Annotated in this window: 18 protein-coding genes; 7 read left to right on the forward strand and 11 right to left on the reverse strand. The window is 66.7% G+C overall.

The window, feature by feature from the left end:
* Window positions 1-168: 168 nt before the first annotated feature.
* The 5 genes from FQU96_RS31880 to FQU96_RS31900 form a co-directional block, all read right to left on the reverse strand.
* Window positions 169-1,617, reverse strand: a complete 1,449-nt coding sequence (locus tag FQU96_RS31880) for a gamma-aminobutyraldehyde dehydrogenase (protein ID WP_146545434.1) — start codon at window positions 1,615-1,617, stop codon at window positions 169-171.
* Window positions 1,618-1,646: 29 nt separating this feature from the next.
* Window positions 1,647-2,468 (reverse strand): ABC transporter permease, encoded by an 822-nt coding sequence (locus FQU96_RS31885; protein ID WP_146545435.1) that lies wholly within the window; start codon window positions 2,466-2,468, stop codon window positions 1,647-1,649.
* Window positions 2,458-3,405: an ABC transporter permease gene (locus FQU96_RS31890; RefSeq protein WP_146545436.1), complete on the reverse strand. Its 948-nt coding sequence runs from the start codon at window positions 3,403-3,405 to the stop codon at window positions 2,458-2,460. Before FQU96_RS31890 ends, FQU96_RS31885 begins: the two co-directional genes overlap by 11 nt.
* Window positions 3,402-4,406: an ABC transporter ATP-binding protein gene (locus FQU96_RS31895; protein ID WP_146545437.1), complete on the reverse strand. Its 1,005-nt coding sequence runs from the start codon at window positions 4,404-4,406 to the stop codon at window positions 3,402-3,404. Before FQU96_RS31895 ends, FQU96_RS31890 begins: the two co-directional genes overlap by 4 nt.
* A 180-nt stretch (window positions 4,407-4,586) precedes the next feature.
* Entirely contained in the window at window positions 4,587-5,747 is a 1,161-nt protein-coding gene (locus tag FQU96_RS31900) for an ABC transporter substrate-binding protein (protein WP_146545438.1), read from the reverse strand.
* Between the two features lie 222 nt (window positions 5,748-5,969).
* Here FQU96_RS31900 and FQU96_RS31905 point away from each other — a divergent pair, with 222 nt between their 5' ends.
* Window positions 5,970-6,887: a LysR family transcriptional regulator gene (locus FQU96_RS31905; protein WP_146545439.1), complete on the forward strand. Its 918-nt coding sequence runs from the start codon at window positions 5,970-5,972 to the stop codon at window positions 6,885-6,887.
* A 23-nt stretch (window positions 6,888-6,910) separates the two neighbouring features.
* Window positions 6,911-7,816 (forward strand): phosphotransferase family protein, encoded by a 906-nt coding sequence (locus tag FQU96_RS31910; protein ID WP_146545440.1) that lies wholly within the window; start codon window positions 6,911-6,913, stop codon window positions 7,814-7,816.
* 7 nt (window positions 7,817-7,823) lie between these two features.
* Here FQU96_RS31910 and FQU96_RS31915 read toward each other — a convergent pair whose 3' ends face one another.
* The gene (locus FQU96_RS31915; protein ID WP_146545441.1) at window positions 7,824-9,464 is read right to left on the reverse strand and encodes an acetolactate synthase large subunit; all 1,641 of its coding nucleotides are present in this window, start codon (window positions 9,462-9,464) and stop codon (window positions 7,824-7,826) included.
* Between the two features lie 92 nt (window positions 9,465-9,556).
* Here FQU96_RS31915 and FQU96_RS31920 point away from each other — a divergent pair, with 92 nt between their 5' ends.
* Window positions 9,557-10,060 (forward strand): hypothetical protein, encoded by a 504-nt coding sequence (locus FQU96_RS31920; RefSeq protein WP_146545442.1) that lies wholly within the window; start codon window positions 9,557-9,559, stop codon window positions 10,058-10,060.
* Between the two features lie 184 nt (window positions 10,061-10,244).
* On the opposite strand, the gene FQU96_RS31925 is transcribed toward FQU96_RS31920, so the two are convergent.
* The gene (locus FQU96_RS31925; protein WP_146545443.1) at window positions 10,245-11,366 is read right to left on the reverse strand and encodes a hypothetical protein; all 1,122 of its coding nucleotides are present in this window, start codon (window positions 11,364-11,366) and stop codon (window positions 10,245-10,247) included.
* Between the two features lie 295 nt (window positions 11,367-11,661).
* On the opposite strand from FQU96_RS31925, the gene FQU96_RS31930 reads away from it, so the two are divergent.
* Together FQU96_RS31930 and FQU96_RS31935 are read left to right on the forward strand one after the other, a co-directional pair.
* Window positions 11,662-12,909, forward strand: a complete 1,248-nt coding sequence (locus FQU96_RS31930; protein ID WP_146545444.1) for a sorbosone dehydrogenase family protein — start codon at window positions 11,662-11,664, stop codon at window positions 12,907-12,909.
* 179 nt (window positions 12,910-13,088) lie between these two features.
* Window positions 13,089-13,685, forward strand: coding sequence for a c-type cytochrome (locus tag FQU96_RS31935; protein ID WP_146545445.1), 597 nt, complete (start codon window positions 13,089-13,091; stop codon window positions 13,683-13,685).
* Window positions 13,686-13,847: 162 nt separating this feature from the next.
* Here the strand turns inward: FQU96_RS31935 and FQU96_RS31940 are convergent, their stop codons facing one another.
* Together FQU96_RS31940 and FQU96_RS31945 are read right to left on the reverse strand one after the other, a co-directional pair.
* Complete coding sequence (locus FQU96_RS31940; RefSeq protein WP_178130826.1) at window positions 13,848-14,603, reverse strand: SDR family NAD(P)-dependent oxidoreductase; 756 nt, start codon at window positions 14,601-14,603, stop codon at window positions 13,848-13,850.
* 147 nt (window positions 14,604-14,750) lie between these two features.
* Window positions 14,751-15,080, reverse strand: coding sequence for an MmcQ/YjbR family DNA-binding protein (locus FQU96_RS31945; protein WP_146545447.1), 330 nt, complete (start codon window positions 15,078-15,080; stop codon window positions 14,751-14,753).
* Between the two features lie 66 nt (window positions 15,081-15,146).
* Here FQU96_RS31945 and FQU96_RS31950 point away from each other — a divergent pair, with 66 nt between their 5' ends.
* Both FQU96_RS31950 and FQU96_RS31955 read left to right on the forward strand, forming a co-directional pair.
* Window positions 15,147-15,953, forward strand: a complete 807-nt coding sequence (locus FQU96_RS31950) for a helix-turn-helix domain-containing protein (RefSeq protein ID WP_146545448.1) — start codon at window positions 15,147-15,149, stop codon at window positions 15,951-15,953.
* 53 nt (window positions 15,954-16,006) lie between these two features.
* The gene (locus FQU96_RS31955) at window positions 16,007-16,669 is read left to right on the forward strand and encodes a transglutaminase family protein (RefSeq protein ID WP_146545449.1); all 663 of its coding nucleotides are present in this window, start codon (window positions 16,007-16,009) and stop codon (window positions 16,667-16,669) included.
* Between the two features lie 139 nt (window positions 16,670-16,808).
* Here FQU96_RS31955 and FQU96_RS31960 read toward each other — a convergent pair whose 3' ends face one another.
* Window positions 16,809-17,219 (reverse strand): glyoxalase/bleomycin resistance/extradiol dioxygenase family protein, encoded by a 411-nt coding sequence (locus FQU96_RS31960; RefSeq protein WP_146545450.1) that lies wholly within the window; start codon window positions 17,217-17,219, stop codon window positions 16,809-16,811.
* 139 nt (window positions 17,220-17,358) lie between these two features.
* Entirely contained in the window at window positions 17,359-18,582 is a 1,224-nt protein-coding gene (locus tag FQU96_RS31965; protein ID WP_146545451.1) for an MFS transporter, read from the reverse strand.
* Window positions 18,583-18,660 lie beyond the last annotated feature (78 nt).

Here is an 18,660-nt window from a genome sequence, read left to right on the forward strand (position 1 = left end):
GCGTTGAGGCGGGCGCCCCACCCCGAGAAGCAGGCCGCAGGACCGCATCTCGCAACAGCGCAGACACCGCGGTCGCACGCTTGAAGACTCTGCCTGTAGCCCATCCTTCGAGACGGCCGCTGCGCGGTTTCCTCAGGGAGAGGTGGACGCCTGCGCTTCCTGGGGTTCCTACAGCTTCACCATCACGTGGCGGGGCACCGTGTAGTCTTCCAGGGCGTACATCGACATGTCCTTGCCGTAGCCCGAGGACTTCAGGCCGCCGTGCGGCATCTCGTTGGCCAGCATGAAGTGCGTATTGATCCAGGTGCAGCCGTATTGCAGCCGGCGGGCGACCTGCATGGCCACCGCGACGTCGCGCGTCCAGACGCTGGAGGCCAGCCCATATTCCGAGCTGTTGGCCCAGTCGATCACCTGCTCGACGTCGGTGAAGCGGGTGACGGACACGACGGGCCCGAACACCTCGCGCTGCACGATCTCGTCCTCCTGGCGGGCGCCGGCGATCACGGTGGGCTCGTAGAAGAAGCCGGCGCCGGCGGCGAGGCGACCACCGGTGGTCACCTCCATGTGGCCCTGCATCTGGGCGCGCTCGACGAAGCTGGCCACACGGTTGCGCTGGCGGTCCGAGATCAGCGGCCCCAGTTCGACGCCCTCCTCGTCCTGGGTGCCGATCTTGAGCGACGCGGCGGCGCTGGTGAGGTCGGCCACGACGCGGTCATAGGTCTTGGCGCCGGCATAGATGCGGCACGCGGCGGTGCAGTCCTGGCCGGCGTTGTAGTAGCCGAAGGTGCGCACGCCGGCCACCACCTCGGCGATGTCGGCATCGTCGAACACGATCACCGGCGCCTTGCCGCCCAGTTCGAGGTGGGTGCGCTTGAGCGTGGCCGACGCCGCCTGCAGGATCTTGCGGCCGGTCGACACGTCGCCGGTCAGCGACACCATGCGCACCTGGGGATGCTCGACCAGCGGCTGACCGACGCTGTTGCCGCGGCCGCACACGACGTTCAGCACGCCCTTGGGCAGCACGTCGGCGGCCAGCCGCGCGAACAGCAAGGCCGTGAGCGGCGTCTGCTCGCTGGGCTTGAGCACCACGGTGTTGCCGGCGGCGAGCGCCGGCGCCGTCTTCCAGGCTGCCATCATCAGCGGGTAGTTCCACGGCGCGATGGAGGCCACCACGCCGATCGGATCGCGGCGGATCATGCTGGTGTGGCCGGCCAGGTACTCGCCGGCGATCGAGCCCGTCATGCAGCGCGCGGCGCCGGCGAAATAGCGGAAGCAGTCGGCGATAGCGGGAATCTCGTCACCCAGAGCCCGGGCATAAGGCTTGCCGCAGTTCAGCGACTCCAGGCGCGCGAAGCGCTCGGCGTTAGCCTCGACGAGATCGGCCAGCCGCAGCAATGCCAGCGACCGCTCCGCCGGCGTCGTCTGCGACCAGCCGTCGAAGGCGCGGTGCGCCGCCGATACCGCGCGATTGACCTGTTCCTGGGAGGCTTCCGCCACCTCGCACAGCACGGCGCCGGTGGCGGGATTGAGGATCGGTTCGACCGGGCCCTCACCGGCGACAAGCTGCTGGTCGATCAGCAGTTCGGTCTGGAACGTCTGCTTGCGGTCACCGGCCATGTCCATCTCCATACGCTCGGTCGTCAAAGCTAGCGGGCGCTGCCGTCCTCGCCGCTGCGCGTCAGCCAGTACGCAGCCACGATCGGGATGAAAGTCAGCGCGATGATGAAGACCGCCACCACATTGGTGACCGGCCGCTGGCGCGGGCGGATGAGCTCCTGCACCATCCAGATCGGCAAGGTCGTCTGCTGGCCGGCGGTGAACGTGGTGACGATGACCTCGTCGAAGCTGAGCGCAAAGGCCAGCAGCCCGCCGGCCAGCAGGGCCGAGCCCAGCTGCGGCAGCAGCACGTAGCGGAACGTCTGGAAGGCGTTGGCGCCGAGGTCCATCGAGGCTTCGAGCAGCGACGGGCTGATGCGGCGCAGGCGCGCCACGGCGTTGTTGTAGACCACGACGACGCAGAACGTGGCGTGGCCGACCACGATGGTCCAGAAGCTGAACGGGATTTCGAGCGTGTGGTAGGCTGAGCGCAACGCGATGCCCGTGATCACGCCGGGCAGCGCCAGGGGCAGGATCAGCAGCAGCGAGATCGTTTCGCGGCCGAAGAACTGCCAGCGCGCCAGCGCACCGGCGGCCAGCGTCCCCAGCACGATGGCGATGGCGGTCGACAGCGCGGCAACCTGTACCGAGAGCGTCACGGCGGCCCACACGTCGGTGCGCCCCAGCGTCACGGCAAACCATTGCGTGGTCAGGCCCGGCGGCGGGAAGACGTAGCTCTTATCCTCGCTGCTGAAGGCATAGAGGATGATCAACGCCAGCGGCACGTGCAGGAACAGCACGCCGCCCCAGGTGGCGGTCTTGAGCAGCCACGAGGCGCCGGGGGCGGATCGCGGACGACGGCTAGAGGGCATCGAACGCCCCCTTGCGCTTGGCGAGCCACAAGTAGACGCCGATCACCACGATCGGCACCAGCGAGAAGGCGGCGGCGAACGGCAGGTTACCGGCGACGCCCTGCTGACGATAGACGACCTGCCCGATATAGAGCGTCGAATTGCCGATCACCTGCGGGATGATGTAGTCGCCCAGGGTCAGCGAGAACGAGAAGATCGAGCCGGCCGCGATGCCCGGCATCGCCAGCGGCACGATCACCTTGCGGAAGGTCTGTGCCGGGTGGGCGCCGAGGTCGGCCGACGCCTCCAGGCAGGAGGCCGGGATGCGCTCGATCGCCGCCTGGATCGGCAGGATCACGAACGGCAGCCACATGTAGACAAAAACGATGAAGGTGCCCAGCGGCGAAAAGCTGAGCGAGCTGCCGCCGACCACGGGCAACGACAGGACACCATCGAGCAGCCATTGCAGCCCCACCGCCTGCAGCACCCAGGAGATCGCGCCCTCCTTGGCCAGCAGCAGCTTCCAGGCATAGAGGCGCACCAGATAGCTCGACCACAGCGGCAGCATCACGGCGACGTACAACAAGGCCTTGCCGGTGCCGCGTGCATGGCGCGCCATGTAGTAGGCGATGGGAAAGCCGATGGCGATGCAGGCCGCGGTGACCGACAGCGACATGGCGGTGCTGCGCAGAGCGACATCGAGGTTGGTCGGGCTGAAGATCGCGACGAAGTTCCCGAAGCTGATGTCGCGCACGACGGCGCCCGAGAACTCGTCGATGCTGAAGAAGGCATTGGCCAGCAGGCTCAGCAGCGAGCCGAGATAGACGATACCGAACCACAAGAGCGGCGGCAGGATCAGCAGTCCGGGCAGCAGGCCACGGCGCGAGAAGATCAGCGTCGACAGCCGGTCCGACAGCGACGGCGCCAGGCGTGTCGCAGGAACGGCCGCCGTGCTCATGCGGCACCCAGGGCGTGAACGGCGCCGTCGTCCCAGTGCAGGAAGGTGTTCTGGCCGACAGCCGGCACGCCGGTCGCCGCCGGCACGTCCGCCAGCAGCCGGGCGCCGGCAGCCACCGCCACATGCAGGCGCCAGAAGGCGCCGAAATATTGAGTCTCGGCGACGGTGCCCCCGGTGCGCGCACCGGATTCGGTGCCCAGCCGGATCAGCTCGGGCCGGATCATGGCGCTGTCGTGACCGGTCAAGGTGCGTGCGCCCTCGCCGCTCAGCACGTTGGCGGCGCCGACGAACTCGGCGACAAAACGCGTCGCGGGACGCGCGTAGAGGTCCGCCGGCGTTGCGATCTGCTCGATGCGACCCTTGTTGAACACGCCGATGCGATCGCTCATCGACAGCGCTTCATGCTGGTCGTGGGTGACGAAGATGAAGCTGATGGCGAGTTCACGCTGCAGGCTCTTGAGCTCGCTCTGCATCTGCTCACGCAGCTTCAGATCCAGCGCACCCAACGGTTCATCGAGCAGCAGCACGCGCGGCTGGCTGATGAGGGCGCGCGCCAGGGCCACGCGCTGTCGCTGGCCGCCGGAGAGCTGGGCCGGCCGGCGCTGTGCCACGTCGGGCAGCCGCACCAGGTCGAGCAGTTCGCGGGCGCGCTTCTCGCGCACGGCACGCTCGACGCCGCGCACCATCTGGCTGTAGGCGACATTGTCGAGGATGCTCATGTGGGGGAAGAGCGCGTAGTCCTGAAACACAGTGTTCACCGGCCGCGCATAGGGCGGCTGGTGCGTCACGTCCTCGCCCTGGATCAGGATGGTGCCTTCGGTCGGCAGGGTGAAACCGCCGATCATGCGCAGGCAGGTCGTCTTGCCCGAACCGGACGGCCCCAGCAGGGTGAAGAATTCGCCGGCGCGGACCTCGAGATCGACCTGGTCGACGGCACGGAACGCCTTGCCGCCGGACTGGAAGACACACGACACCCGGTTCAGCGTGACGGCGCTCGACATCGCCTCCTCCCCTTCTTGCGCTCCTACCTTCCCCCGCTTGCGGGGGAAGGTGGCGCGTAGCGCCGGATGGGGGGTGCCTCAACAAAAATGATGCTTGCCATCAATGTTGACGCTGTTGGACCAACCCCCATCCGCCCTTCGGGCACCTTCCCCCGCAAGCGGGGGAAGGTAAAAGAATGGTTAGCGGCCGCCGAGGACCGCGATGTAGTCCGATGCCCACTTGTGATAGGGCACGCACTGATCCTTCTGGCTGGCGCATTTGGTCGTCGGCGTGCGCCAGAACGAGATCTTCTCGAACGATCCCAGGCCCTGGCGTTCGCATCCGCCATCGCCCAGCAGCTTGTTGCCCTTGCAGGCCGCGAGCACGACCGGCACCGAGCCGAACCAGGCGGACAGATCGCCCTGCAGCTTGGTGTTCAGCGAATGCTCGAGCCACATGTAGGCACAGTTCGGGTGCTTGGCCTCGCTGTGCATCATCGTGGTATCGGCCCACCCGGTGGCGCCCTCGACCGGCACCACCGTCGCCACGGGCTGCTTCTTGGAGCCCAGGATGTTGGCCTGGAACTGCCAGGAGCTCGAGGCCACGACGCCTTCGTTGGTGAAGTCGTCGATCTGCACGAACGCATCGTGCCAGTACTTGCCCACCAGCTTGCGCTGGCCGCGCAGCAGATCAAGCGCCGCCTTGTACTGCGTTTCGTTGAGCTCGTAGGGATCCTTGATGCCGAGCTCGGGCTTCTTCTTCATCAGATAGAGCGCTGCGTCGGCGATGTAGATCGGACCGTCGAAGGCCTGGATGCGACCCTTGTTCGACTTGCCGTCGGGCAAGGTCTGCTCTTCGAACACCGTGGCCCAGGAGTCCGGCTTTTTGTCGCCGAACACCTTGGTGTTGTACATCAGCACGTTCCAGCCCCACTGATAGGGCACACCGTAGTGCGTGCCGTTGACGAAGTGCCAGGGCGCCTTCTGCAGCCGCGGATCGATGGTGGCGTAGCTGGGGATCAGCGCGACGTTGATGGGCTGCACCCGCTTGCCGGCGATCAGCCGCATGGAGGCGTCGCCCGATGCCGTCACGAGGTCGAAGCCGCCTTCGTTCATCAGCGCGACCATCTCGTCGGACGTGCCGGCGGTTTTCACCGTGACCTTGCACGACGTCTTCTTCTCGAACTCCGTGACCCAGTCGAAATCCTTGTTGGTCGCGCCGCGCTCGATGTAGCCGGCCCAGGCCACGATATCGACCTGTCCCTCGCCCTTGCCGATGCTCTTGAGCGGTTGCTGCGCCAGGCTGGGCACACCGACGGCCAGCGCTGTCGTCAGAACGGCTGCCGTCTTGGCGATCCTCATGGCAAGCCTCCTATTCGACTTTGTTCAAGAAATGCCGCCGGTGCGTCGGTTTCTTGCAAACCGTGCCGGAAGCCAGCACAAAACTAACGTTGACGCCGGAGGTCGCCAAATTCAGTATAGGGTGGCTTCGCTATCGAAAAAAAAGATAGCTCGTGTAACGACGCGTTCTCCCCAGGCTTTCCAGCAGCTTGCACAGGCTTCTTGCCGTGCGCCCGAGGAGACATGGCCCGCCATTTCACCCTGAGGCAGTTCCGCTATTTCCTGGCCGTGGCCGAATCGGGCTCCGTCGCGGCCGCGGCGCGCATGATCAACATCGCGCAGTCGGCGCTGACCAAGAGCATCCTCGACCTCGAGGTCACCCTGGGCATGCCGCTGTTCGAGCGTACGTCGCGCGGCATGACCTTGACCCAGGCCGGCTACCGCTTCCAGGCCAGCGCCCGCAAGGTGATCTCGTCCGTCGCCGAGGCGGGCACCATCGGCCGCGGCCGACAGGAGGAACTCACCGGCCAGCTCGCCATCGGCGTCACCAGCCTGGTGGCCGGCTACTATCTCGCCGGCCTGCTGGCCCGCTTCCGCCGCTCGCATGCGTCGGTCCGCGTGACGGTGATCGAAGACAGCCCGCAGTTCCTCGAACACCTGCTGGTCAACGGCGAGATCGACCTCGCGATCATGATCGCCAATGCATTGGGTGATCCGCAGGCGCTGGTGGTCGAGATGCTGACCAGCTCGCCCAATCGCGTGTGGCTGGCGTCGAGCCATCCGCTGGCGGCACACGCCGAGCCGACGCTGGCGGAGTGCGCGCAGCACCAGCATATCGTGCTGGAAGCCGACCGCATCGAAAGCGTGCTGCGCGCCGTGTGGACACGGCACGGCCTGCGCCCGCAGGTCATGTTGCGCACGTCGTCGCTGGAAGCGGTGCGCTCGCTGGTCGGCGCCGGCACCGGCGTCACGGTGCTGCCGGACTTCCTCTATCGGCCATGGACCTTGGATTCGGACCATGTCGAGTCCCGCACGCTGCGCGAAAGCGTGCCCAACATCGACGTCGGCCTGGTGTGGCGCCGCGGCTCGCCCGTGCGCGCTGCGATGTCGGAGTTCATCGACCTGGCACGCGAGCAGTCGCGCGCCGGGCGCGCCCGCTGACGTCAACCGCGCGACGGATCACCATGGCAAAGCCGCGCGTGCCGCCGCCGCTGATCCAGTCGCATCTGATCGCGGCGTTCGGTGCCGTCACCGACTTCCAGTCGGTGTCGGAAGGCGAGGACTTGCAGGCTTTCGGCTTCGTACGCGGCCGCGATCGCTACATCGCGCGCATCAACGCGTCGGCGGCGGGGTTTCGAAAGGACGGCTTCGTCTCGCGACGTTTCGCCGGCATGCACCTTCCGATACCTGATGTGATCGCGATCGATCGCCTCCCGACCGGCCATGCGTGCTGCGTCTCGCGGCGCGCGCCCGGCGTCACGCTGCAAGACTTGGCAGCGCGCGATCTTGCCACCGTACTGGAACCGGTGGCCGGCGTGCTCGATGCGATGGCCGACTGCGACCTGCGGGGAACCCGAGGCTTCGGTACCTTCGACGACTCCGGCATCGGCGGCTTCGCGTGCTGGCGGGATTACCTGACCAGCATCCGCGATCATGGCCGCTACGACTGGCCGGCGGCGTACCGGCACGTCGCGCGCGATCGCATCGAGCGACTGTTCGAGCCGATGACCGCCCTGCTCGACCACTGCCCCGAAGAGCGCCACCTGGTGCACGGCGATTTCGGCTCGAACAACGTGCTGGCCGACGGCGGCCGCATCAGCGGCGTCATCGACTGGTCAGACGCCCTGTTCGGCGATCCGCTCTACGACGTCGCCAACATCCTGTTCTGGCGCCCCTGGCTCATGTGCATGGAACAGCAGGCACGCTTCCTCGAACAGCAGCAGCCCGACCGCCTCGCACCCGCGGCGCGACTGCGCTGCTACCAGCTGCGGATCGGTCTCAACGTCCTCTACGACGCCGCGATCGACCGCAACGGCCACGAGGTCGCCTGGGCGCTGGCCCGATGCAACGCCATCGCGGCTCAATCATGAGACGTCGCTACGCGGTCACCGGCAGGCGCTCGCGCAGTTCGTCGACCAGCACGCGGGTGTTCTCGCTGTAGTCGACCGGCACGACCACCAAGTGCACGCCGCCGCCGGCGAACGCCTGTTCCAGCGCCGGGATGAAATCGCCGATCGCCGTCACCCGCGTGCCCTTGGCACCGTAGGACTCGGCATAGCGCACGAAATCCGGGTTGTTGAAGGTCATGCCGAAGTCGGGGAAATGATCGACCGCCTGCTTCCAGCGGATCATGCCGTAGGCGCGGTCCTCGATCACCAGCACCACCAGATTCAGCTTCAGCCGCACGGCGGTCTCCAGCTCCTGGCTGTTCATCATGAAGCCGCCGTCGCCGCACACCGCCATCACGCGGCGCTGCGGATACAGCATCGCCGCCATCATCGCCGAGGGCAGGCCAGCACCCATGGTGGCAAGTGCATTGTCGAGCAGCAGCGTGTTGGCGACGCGGGTTCGGTAGTTGCGCGCGAACCAGATCTTGTACATGCCGTTGTCGAGCGCGAGGATGCCGTCGGCCGGCATGACCTGGCGGATATCGTGCACCAGGCGCTGCGGCGTGAAGCGGTCCTCGGTGGCGCGGTCGGCGATGCGCGCCAGGATGCCCTCGCGCAGCGGCAGCATGGCACCGGCGTTGGCGATGCGGCCCTCGATGCGATCGGCCAGCAGCCGCAATGACGGGCCGATATCGCCGATCACCTCGGCTTGCGGGAAATAGACCTGCTCGACGCTGGCGGGCTGATAGCCGACATGGATCACCTGCGGGCCCGCGGCGCCCATGATGAAGGGCGGCTTCTCGATGGTGTCATGGCCGATGGTGATGATCAGGTCGGCGCGCTCGATGGCTTCGTGCACGTAGTCGCGCTCCGACAGCGCGGCGGTGCCCATGTAGAGCTCGGTGCCGCCGGAGACGGTGCCCTTGCCCATCTGGGTGGTGAAGTACGGGATGCGGGTGCGCAGCACGAACTGCCCGAGGTCCGACGTGGAGCGCGGGCGCGACGCCGCCGCGCCCAGCATCACCAGCGGACGTTGGGCTGCCAGGATCATGCCGGCGGCGCGATCAAGCGCCGCAGCACCGGCCGCCGGCAATTCGACCGGATGCGGCGCGACCAGGGGGACCGATTCACCCGTCTCGGCGGCGATGTCCTCGGGCAGCTCCAGGTGAACGGGACCGGGGCGCTCCTCCTGCGCGATGCGAAAGGCCTCGCGCACCAGGGTCGGAATCATGGCCGGCGAGACGATCTGGCGCGAGAGCTTGGTCAGCGGCTTCATCGCGGCCACGACGTCGACCACCTGGAAACGGGCCTGACGTGAGGACAGGATGCCTTTCTGGCCGGTGATCATGATCATCGGCATGGCGCCCAGCAGCGCATAGGCAGCACCGGTGGTGAGATTGAGCGCACCCGGCCCCAGGGTGGTGATGCAGACACCGGGCTTGCCGGTGAGGCGGCCGTAGGTGGCGGCCATGAAGGCGGCCGCCTGCTCGTGACGGGTCAGTACCAGCTCGATCGACGAGCGGCGCAGCGACTCGACAACGTCGAGATTCTCCTCGCCCGGCACGCCGAAGATGCGATCGACACCCTCGTTTTCGAGAGCCGCCACCAGCAGATCGGATCCCTTGGCCATCGTGCCTCTCCAAGACCGCCACACTCGCGTCTTGATGTAGGACGATCATCCCGCATGCGCCACATCCTTCGGCGCGAACACGTCAGGAATCGATGCCATCAACAGAAACCGGACCGCGGCACGAACGCCGGCCCACATGCCGACGCCGGACGCTGGGCGGCGCGCTGCTGGCCACGTTGCTGGGCATGTCCTTGCCGTCGGCTGCCGCCCCTCTGCCGCCCGCCGGGCCTGTCAACCTGTGCGGCACCATCGTCAGCGCCAAGTGGCAGGCGGCGCAGACGGCGCGCGGCATCCCGGGCATGTCCGGCACCGCGGGGCATGATCGCACGTTTCCGGCGCAGTTCACGATCCTGCTCGAAGCGGTCAGCGGCGCCGATGCCGCTACTGCGCGCAACATCAACCTGGCGTTCGGCTTATCCGACAAGGACGCACATGAAACGCCGGCCGGACCACGACGCGTCCGCCTGGGATTGAACCACGACGATCCAAACTTTCTCGACGGCGCGGGTTCGCTCTGCATCGACGGGTACAGCGTTCGCGGCGACGAGGGCGGTACCTGGACCGAGCACAAGAGCGTTGCGGTGAAACGCCGCTGACGCCGGCCTAGTACCCGCTATCGCTCGAGTGTGACTAGAGCCTGTCATCCCGAGCGTAGCGAGGGATCTTTCGATGTTGGCGCACCTGTACGTCACTTGCAGAAGATCCCTCGCTGCGCTCGGGATGACCGCTGTATCAGCGACGAGTGCTTCCGGATACCAGCGATCACGACACCACTGGCATTCACCTGAACGCGAAGATCATCGTACCCGTGCCTTTGCCGCTGATCGTCACGTTCCTGAAACCGGCGCGCTCGAAGGCCTTCTTCACGATCTGTGCCTGAAAACCCTGGCACCAGATATTCATCTCGACCTTGCCGCCGACCTGCATAACCTTGGCGGCCGCCTGGGTCGCAGCCGTCCAGTCGACATCGACGAAGCGCAGGCGTGAGGACATCATGAACGTGACGGAGCGCGGCACGAAGATCTGGTCCATGTCCTCCATGTAGCCCCGGACGTGGTTGGAAATGCCGCTGCTGGGGCCACCGGACCCGGCCTTGATCGGGTTCAGGTTGGTCATGTGCGGCGTCTCGTGGCCACCGCCGACGTTGAGCTTGCCGTTGATTGGCTTGATGCGCGTGACCTGAGACCGGCGCGCCGTGGCGACGATGTTGGTCGAGAGCGACCGCAGGGTCGTGTTCATCGCCGTCATGCTGGCGCCGGTGCCGAGCATCGCGACCGTGCCCTCGATGACGAGCTTGAACACCGCGTCGTTGATGCGGCGCAGTTCGTCGCGGGCATCGGCCGGCGACATCTTCCGCTGCTCGACGAGCAGCCGCAGGTCGGCGTTGAACTGCGTATAGACGGACAGCAGCAGCCGGGCATCGCGGGCATTGCCGCCGGCCAGGCCGAGATAGAAGGCAATGTCCTGCGGATATTCCTGATAGGCCTCGACCTGCATGTAGGTGCCTTGCCGGATCCAGACCACGATGTCGCCCCACGGCTTGACACCGGTGAACCGGTGAACGCCGCTGGGCAGCTTGAAGGCGAGAATCTGCTCGCGAACATGGGCCGGCATCCAGGCCGGCAGAGTCGCCGGCGCCTTCGCCATGATCGGCTGGATCCGGCGCACATACTGGTTGGCCAGGCCGTGCCGCAGGCTGAACACGAGATCGAGGTCACTCTTGTCGATGAGGAACCGTCGCTGGGCGCCCGCCATCGGCCGCTCGCCGGGATCGGGGCGCAACGCGTCCCGCGATGCCGGCGGCTTGGTCCACAGGAAGGCCGATGCCTGCGGTGGCGTGATGGGCTGGCTGAAAACGAGCCGGCCGGAATCGCTGGGATCAATCGTCACGGAGAGCGCCATGTGTGCCTCCAGTCGGAAGGGCCGTATGCCCTCCTGCAATGGCATCACCCTAGCGATGGCGTGTATCGCCGCGATGTCGCCTGCGCGCGTGCGTGTATCGTTTGTATTTCATACGACAGGCGGTAGAGCTTCCGGTCTTTGACAAGTGACCAATCGGCGTGATGCCACTCCCTGCAGCGCTGTGCGCAAAGGCAAACGGTTGCATACCGTCCATACGGTCGTTGCGCGCTTCCGGCGCGATGCGTCAGACTGCGGCCACTCGGCGGAAAAACAGCCGCCCGAACAAGGGGGAAGGATGCGTTTCACAATCGCCCGACGCGGTTGGGTTGTGGCTGCCGCCGTCATGGCCGGCGCTGTCATGCCCGCCACCGCGCAGCAAACCGGCATGAGCCCGCTCGATCTGTCGAATCCGGCGGCCAGCCGGCAAGACGCCAACCTGCGCTCGTTTCCCGTGCCGCCGACGGTGACGCCGTTGGAGCGCTTGCCCGTGGGCAAGCTGAAGCTGCCGGCCGGCTTCAAGGCCGAGGTGTGGTCGCACGGCCATCCCGGCGCCCGCACGATGGTGATGGGCGACAAGGGTACGCTGTTCATGGGCACGCGCCTGATCGGGCGCGTCTATGCCATCACGACCAAGGACGGCAAGCGCGAGTCCAAGGTCCTGCTGCAGGGCCTGACCCAGCCCAACGGCCTCGCCTTCCGCAACGGCGCACTCTACGTGTTCGCGATCAACCGGGTGTTCCGTTACGACAACATCGAGGACAAGCTCGACAATCCCGGTGATCCGGTCGAACTGACGGACAAGTTCAACCTGCCCGACACCGTCCATCACGGCTGGAAGTACGTGGAATTCGGGCCGGACGGAAAGCTCTACGTACCGACCGGCGTCAACTGCAACATCTGCGAGGTCAACCCCGGTATCCACGGCCAGATCCGGCGCTATAACGCCGACGGCTCGGGCATGGAGATCATCGCTCGCGGCGTGCGCAACACGGTCGGCTTCGACTGGCATCCGGCGAGCAAGGAACTGTGGTTCACCGACAACGGTCGCGACTGGGCCGGCAATGAGGGTCCGCAGGACGAGCTCAACCGCGTGGCCAAGGGCATGGACGGCGCCAATTTCGGCTTCCCCTACTGCCACGCCAACGGCATCGCCGACATCGACATCCGCCGGCCCAACCCGTGCGCGGGTGTGGTGATGCCGGCGGCGCTGCTGGGGCCGCACTCGGCCGGACTCGGCATCAAGTTCTACACCGGCACGATGTTTCCCAAGACGTACCAGAATGCCGCCTTCATCGCGCGGCGCGGCTCGTGGAACCGCGAGAAGAAGTTCGGCTACGACGTGGTGGTGGCCCGCACGCAAGCCAACGGGACCGCCACGATCGAGCCGTTCATGACCGGACTGCTCGACGAGGCCAAGAACGAGTTCGCCGGCCGTCCCACCTACGTCCTGCAACTGAAGGATGGCTCGCTGCTGGTGTCGGACGAACAGAACGGCGCCATCTACCGCATCACCTATGCCGCACCCAAGGGCGGAAAGAACTGACCGCCCACAGCATGTCTCGATCGACGGCTTCTTCCGTCGTCTTGAGCGGAGCGAAGGACCTTGCGGTGCAGTATTCAAAGAGTGGCGACACCGGTGATCATCAGCGTCAACGGTGTGCTGATGTCAGCACCGCAGGATCCTTCGCGCCTGCCCTGAGGTCTGCCGAAGGGTCGCTCAGGATGACGGCAGTGGTCGCGCTCCAGCGATACGGGGTGTTGGCCGTCGGCGTGATCGCGATGGTCCTGGCCGCTAATAGTACGGGCGCCCAGACCATGCCGATTGCCGAGCGCATCGCCCAGTGCGGCAGCTGCCACGGCGAAGACGGCAATTCACGCCTGCCGGACGTGCCGTCGCTGGCCGGGCAGCCGGCGTTCTTCGTGATGAACCAGCTGTTCCTGATGCGCGAGGGCGTTCGCCGCATCGAGGTGATGACGCCGATCGTCAAGGAACTGACCGACGGTGATCTCGATGCGCTGTCGGCGCATTACGCCCAGCTCGCACCCAAGGCCAGCGACGAGACGATCGACCCGGCAATGGTCAAGCAAGGCGATGCACTGGCCCAGAAGCTGCGCTGCGCATCGTGCCATCTGCTGACTCTCGCCGGCCAGGACCAGATGCCGCGGCTGGCGCGGCAGCGCGTCGACTACCTGTTCAGCACGATGAAGGCGATGCGCGACAATCAGCGGCCCGGCACCGATACGCAGATGAGCAGCATCGTGGCCGGCCTCTCCGACGCCGACCTCACGGCACTGGCGCACTATTCAGCGTCACGGTAGCGCGCTCCTATACCTTCCTCCGCTTGCGGGGGAAGGTGGCGCGCAGCGCCGGATGGGGGGCGCTGGAACGCAGGTGCTGTCGATAGTGGCGCCAACTCCGCTGGAACATCCCCCATCCGCCCCTTCGGGGCACCTTCCCCCACAAGCGGGGGAAGGTAAAGGTTACGTCCGCAATGTCAGGCCGCCGTCGACGACCAGGCCGTGGCCGGTGATGAAGTCGGCTTCGTCGCTGGCCAGCAGCAGGGCGCCGCGGGCGATGTCGATCGGCTTGCCCAGCCGCCGCAGCGCCGCCTTCTTGGCCCAGATGGCCGCGATCTCGGGGTTGGCGAAGCTGGCCGCCGTCATGCCGGTCTCGATGGCGCCGGGACAGATGTAGTTGGCGGTGATCCGGAACTTGCCCAGTTCCAGAGCCAGCGTGTGCGTCAACCCGGCGACGCCGGCCTTCGACGCGCAATAGGCGGCAAGCCCATAGTCGGTGTCGAACGCCATCACCGACGCCGTGTTGATGATGCGGGCGCGGCCGGTGCTGGCGGCGCGCTCACGCAGCGCCGGGATCGCCTGCCGGCACAAGCGGAAAACGGCGGTCACGTTGACATCCAGGGTGCGCGACCATTGCGCATCGGTCATGACCTCGGCCAGCGCATTGGCACTGACGCCGGCGTTGTTGAACAGGATGTCGAGCCCGCCGAAGCGCTGCAGCGCCGCACCGATGATCGCGGCCGGCGCGTTTTCATCCGTGACGTCCTGGGCCAGCGGCACGATGGCGGCGTTGCCGGCATGCGCCGTCTCGATCGCCGACTGCGGCCGGTCGACGGCCAGAACGCGAGCGCCCTCGCTGGCGAACAGCTGCGCGCTGGCCGCGCCGATGCCCGACGCCGCACCGGTGACGATCGCGATCTTGTCCTTGAGCCTGGCCATGACACTCCTCCTCGGTTGAGGGGAGCGTACGCGGATCAATGCTGCGCGACGAAGCCCCTCCGCCTCAACGTTCCGCAGGGAGAGACACGCGTATCGCATCGCGCTTTGCCATGCAGTCCTTATGGCAGTGAGGTTGGCGTGCAATCCTCAGCGACGACGCGGCTTCTTCTTCGGCAGCGCGTGCGCCCATGCCATGTCGAGCGCGCTCTTGAGTTCCGCCGCGCTGAGCTTGGCCAAGGTCGCCGTGGTCCAGCCCTGTCGGCCCCAGCCGTTGGCGATCGCCGCAAACGCCGCCGGCGCCATCATGCACTTGAATTCCTGCTCGTCGGGCGTGAACTTGAAATTGGCGGATTTGCCGTCGGCGGCCAGCGTCACATAGGTGCGCGCGACCTTGAACGCCGCACGATCGAAGTGCGGCGCCTCCGTGGTGCCATCCAGTGCCAGCGCCATGCGGCGCAGATCGCTGCCCGTCGCCATCGGCGCCAGTATGCCGTAATCTGGCACTGCAACCCACACAAGTCAGCGGCCGCGGCACAAAATCCCATGGCTGTCCCTCTCAACACCGACGCAACGATGCGGCCGACCACCACGGGCCAGCCATCGGGCGCACGCTCGCGCTACCGGACGTTCAAGCCCACCGATCCAGCGACAGTAATGGCGATCGCCTGTACATGGGAGGGGCATGCCGGGTGGACGCGTCCGTTGCGCTTGTTGCCGGACGGCTGTGTCGATCTGGTCTGGGATGGCACCGTGCTGATCGCCTGGGCCCCGCGTCCGGTTGCCTGGCGCGGCGCCTTGCAAGCGGATAGCCGCAACGTCGGTGTGAGAGTCACGTGTGGCGCAGCCGGGACCCTTCTTGGCCTGCCCGTCGACCGCCTGGCGCCAGGCGGTCTGCGGCTGCGGGACATCTGGGGGACGCTGGCCCTGGATGCCGAGATCTGTCTGGCACGGACGCCGGCACCCGACGCGCAGCGCGCGCGGCTGGAGCGCCTGGTGGTCGACCGCCTGAACGATGGCCATCGACCGGATGCATCGATCATCGACGCCGCCCGCCGCCTGGCCGCGCCCGCGGCCACCACCGTCGCGATGGTGGCGCAGGCATCCGGGCTGGGACCGCGTGAACTCCACCGTCGCTTCCGACGACACGTCGGCTACGGCCCGAAGGTATTGCAGCGCATCTTCCGGTTCGGCCACGTCATTCGATCGCTTCCCGCGGTCGCCAATGGCCGCCTGTCACTGGCGTCCCTTGCCGTGGACCTGGGCTACGCCGATCAGGCCCATCTCAGCCGCGATTGCCGGCTGATCGCGGGATCCGCGCCGGGTGCCCTGCTCCGAAGCTGGCGGCAATAGAGCGCGCCGAAACGTTCAAGACAGTCCTCCGCGTTACGGCGCAGCATCACGCCATGACCGACATCATCACCGAAACGAACCGTGTGTTCCTCGCGCCCGCCGACTATGTCGACAGCGATCACCCGCGGGTGGAACAAGCGGCGACGCACCTGACGGCGGGCGCCGTCGACGCTGCATCCATCGCGCGCCACCTGTATGTGGCGGTTCGCGAGATCCCCTATGGCGCGCCGGATTTCGATCGGCTCGAGTCGTTCAAGGCCAGCACCGTCCTGGCGGAAGGCCGTGGCTATTGCGTCGCCAAGGCATCGACGTTCGCGGCGCTCTGCCGAGCGGCCGGCGTGCCGGCGCGGCTGGGTTTTGCCGATGTCAGCAACCACCTCGCAACGGCCCGGGTGCTCGATCTGATGGGCGGCGAGCTCTTTGCCTGGCACGGTTATGCCGAGGTCCTGCTCGACGGCCGCTGGGTGAAGGTGAGCCCGACCTTCGACTCCGCGCTGTGTGCCAGAATGGGAGTCCCGCCCCTGGCGTTCGATGGCTCAAACGACGCCCACTTGCAGCCGTTCGACCGACTGGGGCGGACATTCATGCGCTACGAAAAGACGCACGGGACTTTTCACGACGTGCCAGCCCGGTTCCTGGCGACTGAAATGAGGCGCCTCTATCCCCGGGCCCATGCCGCCATCAGCGCTGGCGAATTTCGGTCGCCGGCGCCCTAGCGGCTATCGCTCGAGTGTGAGTCGCGACGGTCATTCCGAACGTAACGAGGGATCCAGGAACGGCGCCTGGATCCCTCGCCCCGCTCGGGATGACAGCTGAATCAGTGACCCGCGATTGCAGGTATCAGCATCTGAGCAATCAAAGCGGCTGGTTGAGCGCCCAGAGCACGCCGAACGGATCACGCACCTGGGCATAGCGGGCGCCCCAGAACATCTCGGAAATCGGCAGCACCGACGTCGCGCCGGCCTCGATGGCGCGCTTCCACCAGGCGTCGATATCGTTGACATGCAAGGTCATGGTGAATCCCTGCGGCTTCTCCAGCGGATGCCCATGCTCGGGGTACGCATCGGCCAGCATCAGCGAGCTGCCGTTGACATAGAGATGCACGTGCATCGTGCGGCCCTTGTCATCCGGCGGATGCGCGCCGGCCAGTTCGGCACCGAAGGCGCGCTGGTAGAAATCGGCGGCCTTCATCGCACCATCGACCTGCAGATAGGCCGTGAGCCCACCCTTCACGTCCGGCTGGGGCGCCTGCGTTTGCGTTTCCATGACGATCTCCTTTCAACCGGTCCTTCGTGCCCGCCGTGAATGGCTAAGCCTCGAAGCAAGGACGAAGCAGGAGATCGCCAACCGACAACACGGCAGAAATTTTTTGATCTCTCGACCGGCCGCCCCAGGCCGGGCCGCGCTATCGCGTCACCGGCTGCGCCGGACGCGGCAGCGCGAACATCACCTGCAGCGCGCCGGCCGCCAGGCCCATCCCGACACCCAGCCGCCACGCCAGGTCGTAAGACCCCAGCGCATCGAACAGCAGGCCGCCGCCGAAAGCGCCGAGGAAGCTGCCGACCTGGTGGCTCATGAAGGCGATGCCCTGGATCATCGCCTGCCAGCGCAGACCGAACATCTCGGCGACCGCGCCGGCAATCAACGGCCCGACGCCCAGCCACAAGAAACCCATCAGGGCAGCGAACAGCAGGGTGCTGGCCGGCGTCGGCGCTGTCATGAAAAACCATGCCAGCACCAGCGAGCGGCACACATACATCGTGCCCAGCAGCGTCTGCTTGGACCAGCGGCCGCCGGCCCAACCGAAGAACAGGCTGCCCAGCACATTGAAGCCGCCGATCACCGCCAGCGCCTCGGCACTCAACATCGGATCCATGCCGCACAGCGCCAGGTAGGACGGCAGATGCGTACTGATGAAGATCAGCTGCATGCCGCATACAAAATAGGCACCGGTCATGATCAGAAACGCCGGTCGCGTGAGCGCGGCCCGCACCGCCGCGCCGGCCGACCGGTCGTCCAGCGCGTCGCCCACGGGTGCCCGAAGCGTCACGCGATCGACCCGGCCAGCCGCCCACGCCGCCGGCAGCATGCCGATCGCCAGCACCGCGAAGCCCAGTACGCCGGCGCGCCAGCCATAACCCTCGGCCAGCATCTGGCCCAGCGGCGCCGCCACCAGAGAGCCGATCGAGCCCGCCGCCGAGACCAGGCCGAGCACTAGGCTGCGCTGCGCCGGCGGCACGGCACGCGACGCCACCGCCATGGCAATCGCCGTCGCGGTACAGGCCAGCGCCAGGCCGACCAGCACGCCGGCACCCAGCGTGACGGTGATCACGCCCTGGGCGTGGGCCATCACCAGCAGGCCGGCGACATAGAACACGGCGCCCGCCAGCATGACGGGCCGGAAACCGACGCGCACCGCCAAGGCGCCGGCGATCGGTTGCAGGAAGCCCCAGGCCAGGTTCTGGACGGCGATCGCCAGAGTGAAGTCGGCGACGGCGATCGACAGATCGCGCGTGAGCGGCGGCATGAAGAGCCCGAAGCTCTGGCGCAATCCCATGCCCAGGCTGAGCATGACCGCAGCACCGACAAGGATCGGCAGCGCTGGCCGCAACGCCTTGATGTCGCGCATGGTCGTGCCCTCCGCCGCGCCTTGAATTACACCGATCTGTGTAATTGACCTTGTGCTAGGCTTGACCGCACGTCAAGC

This window comes from Reyranella sp. CPCC 100927 (assembly GCF_007859315.1).
Lineage (GTDB): Bacteria > Pseudomonadota > Alphaproteobacteria > Reyranellales > Reyranellaceae > Vineibacter.

Coding starts and splice junctions, on each gene's coding strand:
- FQU96_RS31880 (WP_146545434.1), bottom strand. CDS start 1,617: ATGGCCGGTGACCGCAAGCAGACGTTCCAGACCGAACTGCTGATCGAC.
- FQU96_RS31885 (WP_146545435.1), bottom strand. CDS start 2,468: ATGCCCTCTAGCCGTCGTCCGCGATCCGCCCCCGGCGCCTCGTGGCTG.
- FQU96_RS31890 (WP_146545436.1), bottom strand. CDS start 3,405: ATGAGCACGGCGGCCGTTCCTGCGACACGCCTGGCGCCGTCGCTGTCG.
- FQU96_RS31895 (WP_146545437.1), bottom strand. CDS start 4,406: ATGTCGAGCGCCGTCACGCTGAACCGGGTGTCGTGTGTCTTCCAGTCC.
- FQU96_RS31900 (WP_146545438.1), bottom strand. CDS start 5,747: ATGAGGATCGCCAAGACGGCAGCCGTTCTGACGACAGCGCTGGCCGTC.
- FQU96_RS31905 (WP_146545439.1), top strand. CDS start 5,970: ATGGCCCGCCATTTCACCCTGAGGCAGTTCCGCTATTTCCTGGCCGTG.
- FQU96_RS31910 (WP_146545440.1), top strand. CDS start 6,911: ATGGCAAAGCCGCGCGTGCCGCCGCCGCTGATCCAGTCGCATCTGATC.
- FQU96_RS31915 (WP_146545441.1), bottom strand. CDS start 9,464: ATGGCCAAGGGATCCGATCTGCTGGTGGCGGCTCTCGAAAACGAGGGT.
- FQU96_RS31920 (WP_146545442.1), top strand. CDS start 9,557: ATGCCATCAACAGAAACCGGACCGCGGCACGAACGCCGGCCCACATGC.
- FQU96_RS31925 (WP_146545443.1), bottom strand. CDS start 11,366: ATGGCGCTCTCCGTGACGATTGATCCCAGCGATTCCGGCCGGCTCGTT.
- FQU96_RS31930 (WP_146545444.1), top strand. CDS start 11,662: ATGCGTTTCACAATCGCCCGACGCGGTTGGGTTGTGGCTGCCGCCGTC.
- FQU96_RS31935 (WP_146545445.1), top strand. CDS start 13,089: ATGACGGCAGTGGTCGCGCTCCAGCGATACGGGGTGTTGGCCGTCGGC.
- FQU96_RS31940 (WP_178130826.1), bottom strand. CDS start 14,603: ATGGCCAGGCTCAAGGACAAGATCGCGATCGTCACCGGTGCGGCGTCG.
- FQU96_RS31945 (WP_146545447.1), bottom strand. CDS start 15,080: ATGGCGACGGGCAGCGATCTGCGCCGCATGGCGCTGGCACTGGATGGC.
- FQU96_RS31950 (WP_146545448.1), top strand. CDS start 15,147: ATGGCTGTCCCTCTCAACACCGACGCAACGATGCGGCCGACCACCACG.
- FQU96_RS31955 (WP_146545449.1), top strand. CDS start 16,007: ATGACCGACATCATCACCGAAACGAACCGTGTGTTCCTCGCGCCCGCC.
- FQU96_RS31960 (WP_146545450.1), bottom strand. CDS start 17,219: ATGGAAACGCAAACGCAGGCGCCCCAGCCGGACGTGAAGGGTGGGCTC.
- FQU96_RS31965 (WP_146545451.1), bottom strand. CDS start 18,582: ATGCGCGACATCAAGGCGTTGCGGCCAGCGCTGCCGATCCTTGTCGGT.